Genomic DNA, 2688 nt, shown 5'->3' with positions numbered 1-2688 from the left:
TTGGCATCACCATCACCGGCACCTATGCTAAGAGCACTACGATTACCCCAACAGCCTTTACGACTAATGGCCTAGTCAATAGCGAAACCATTACTGCCATTAGTAGCGCTACTGTTAATAATGCCAACGTCGCTGGTAACGGCACGAACTATGTAACCGGCATCACTATTAGTGGTGGTACCGCTTCCATGAGCAACTACGCCATTACTGCTGCGTACAACACCACGGCAGGTACCACTCAAAATACCGCTACGATCAATGCGAAAGCGTTGACGGTGACTGCAAATGATGTTTCCACTACCTACGGAACCGCCGTAAGCCTGGGAACTAGTGCTTATGCATTAACAGGCTCAATGTATGCAGGGGACACTATTACTGGAGTTACGCTGTCCTATAACGGCGCCAATACTGTTGCCGCAACTACGAATGCAGGCGGCTATAACGCGAGCATTATTCCTAGTGCGGCTACTGGTAGTGGCTTGGCTAACTACTCAATCAGCTATGTTGCTGGTAATTTATCCGTTGCGCGGGCAACCTTAACCTTGACACCGAATGCAGTATCTACTGCGTATACCGGCAATACCTTGGATAACGCTGCATATTCCCAGGACTTTGCTAACTACGCTGTGAGTGGCTATAAAAACACGGATACAGCGCTGAATACGCCGGTTACCTTTACTGGCAGCATGAACTTTGCCGGAAGCTCTAGCACCGTTGTGAAAAATGCCGCGACTTACAGCTTGACTGCTGGCAGCCTGGCTGGCACCACCACAGCAGGTAACTACAACATAGTCTTTAGCAATCCTTCAAGCAATGCCTATGTCATTAACCCGGTGACATTATCAGTTGCTGCGACAAAGCCATACGATGGTAGCAGTACATTTGCTGCGAACCAAATTACTGTGACCACCGGTATCGGCAATGAAACCTTGACTTTAACTGGTAACGCTACGGCCAATAGCGCAAACGTTACAGAAGTCAATAACCTGAATACTACTGGTCTGACTCTTGGTAACGGTTTCCACGGTGGATTGGCCGCTAACTATCGTTTGCCAAGTAGTACTGGTAGCGTGACCATTTCGCCTTTGAATGTTGCAGTGTCAATTAATGCGCAGACTAAAGAATATGACTCAACAACCAATGCAGTATTAGCTGCTGGCACAAACTCAAACGCAGGTAGCTATACGCTTGCTGGCTTTATTTCGGGTGAGGGTGCTTATATCACTCAGACTGCTGGCCAGTACGATAGTGCCACTGTTGCTGGCGCAAGCGCTGTAAATACTTCCCTTACGTCTAGCCAGTATGTTGCGAAGAGTGGTACTAATTTAAGTAACTATGTTCTGCCACTATCGATTACCGGTAGCGGCTCAATTACACGTGCATCGCTAACAATCATTGCCTCAGACGATACTAAGTTCAGAGGAAATGCCGATCCTACATTTGGTTATGTCATTGATCCAAGCCAATTTAAAGGCTCTGATAATGCATCTAATGCGCTAACCAGTATTCAGGTAACTCGTCCTGCCGGTGAAACAGCAGGGGATTATGTCTTGACGCCTAGTGCAAGCGCAGCCAACTACACCATTATTCCGGTGGCCGGCAAATTCACCATTATTCCTGATGGCCAGATGCTAATTAAGGTTGCAAATAACTCTATTGCATATGGAACGTTAACCAGCGGCAATTTGGCAGCAAATACCTCTGCTTCAGCCTCCTACTGCCAAATTGGTAGCGATTGCTCAGCGCCATATATTGTTAATCTGACGCTCACACCGACTTCAACAGCTAATACTTGGGTGGCAACAGATAGTCGTTCAGGATCAGCTCAGGGCAATTACACCATTAGCGTAATTCCACCAAGCCTGACTTCTTCTAATAACAGTAGCAGTGGTTACTTAAATGTTGGCAATTACGTTGTGACGCCTTCCACTAACGTGATTACCAATGCAGGTTATTCAACCAACTACAACACAGCGTACCCAGTGCTAGCAGTGGCGGGTACGATTTCTGTTACACCATTGGCATTGACCGTGAATTCACCAGCGAGCCCAAGCAAGGTGTATGACACAACCACAACCATCAGCGGTCAGACTCTGACGGCAAGTAATGTAATCGGTAGTGATAAAGTTTTCATTACGGCTGCTGGTAATTATGTCCATGCAAATCCCGCTTTAAGTGCCAATGTTGGTACATCGCTTTCATATACCTTGGATAACTTCACGCTGAGTGGTGCGGATAAGGCAAATTATGTAGTGAACAGCTCAGTATCGGGAACTAACGGCATTATTACTGCCGCGCCGGTAACGATTGGTGGTTTAAGTGTGAATAACAAGACCTATGATGCTACCTATGCGGCGACTGTCGCCGGTACAGCAGTAGCAAACGGTCTACTTGGCTCTGACACCACAACGGTATTGGGATCTGCTACAGCAACCTTCAATCAAAAGAACGTAGCTGACGGTATTGCAACTACTGTTGATCTCTCTAACATGTCGCTTGGTAATACCAACTACGCGATTACGGGATTGACAGCTCCACTAGTTGCCAATATCGGTAAGGCCACCTTAACCGTCAATGGCGTGAATACCAACGTGACCTATAACGGCAATGCTCAAACTAATAGCGCTGCCAGCATCGTTGGCCGTCAGGGCAGTGATGACTTCACGATTAGCGGCTACGGTACTGGTA

Annotated in this window: 1 protein-coding gene; it reads left to right on the top strand. The window is 47.2% G+C overall.

The window, feature by feature from the left end:
• Nucleotides 1-2688, top strand: a 2688-nt coding sequence (locus ICN24_RS10285) for an S-layer family protein (protein ID WP_216223695.1), incomplete at both ends; no start/stop codon positions are given.

It is taken from the genome of Polynucleobacter sp. UK-Kesae-W10, assembly GCF_018881575.1.
Taxonomy (GTDB): Bacteria; Pseudomonadota; Gammaproteobacteria; order Burkholderiales; family Burkholderiaceae; genus Polynucleobacter.
Note: the sequence above shows the minus strand (reverse complement) of the source record. Positions and strands in the feature narration are given on the sequence as shown.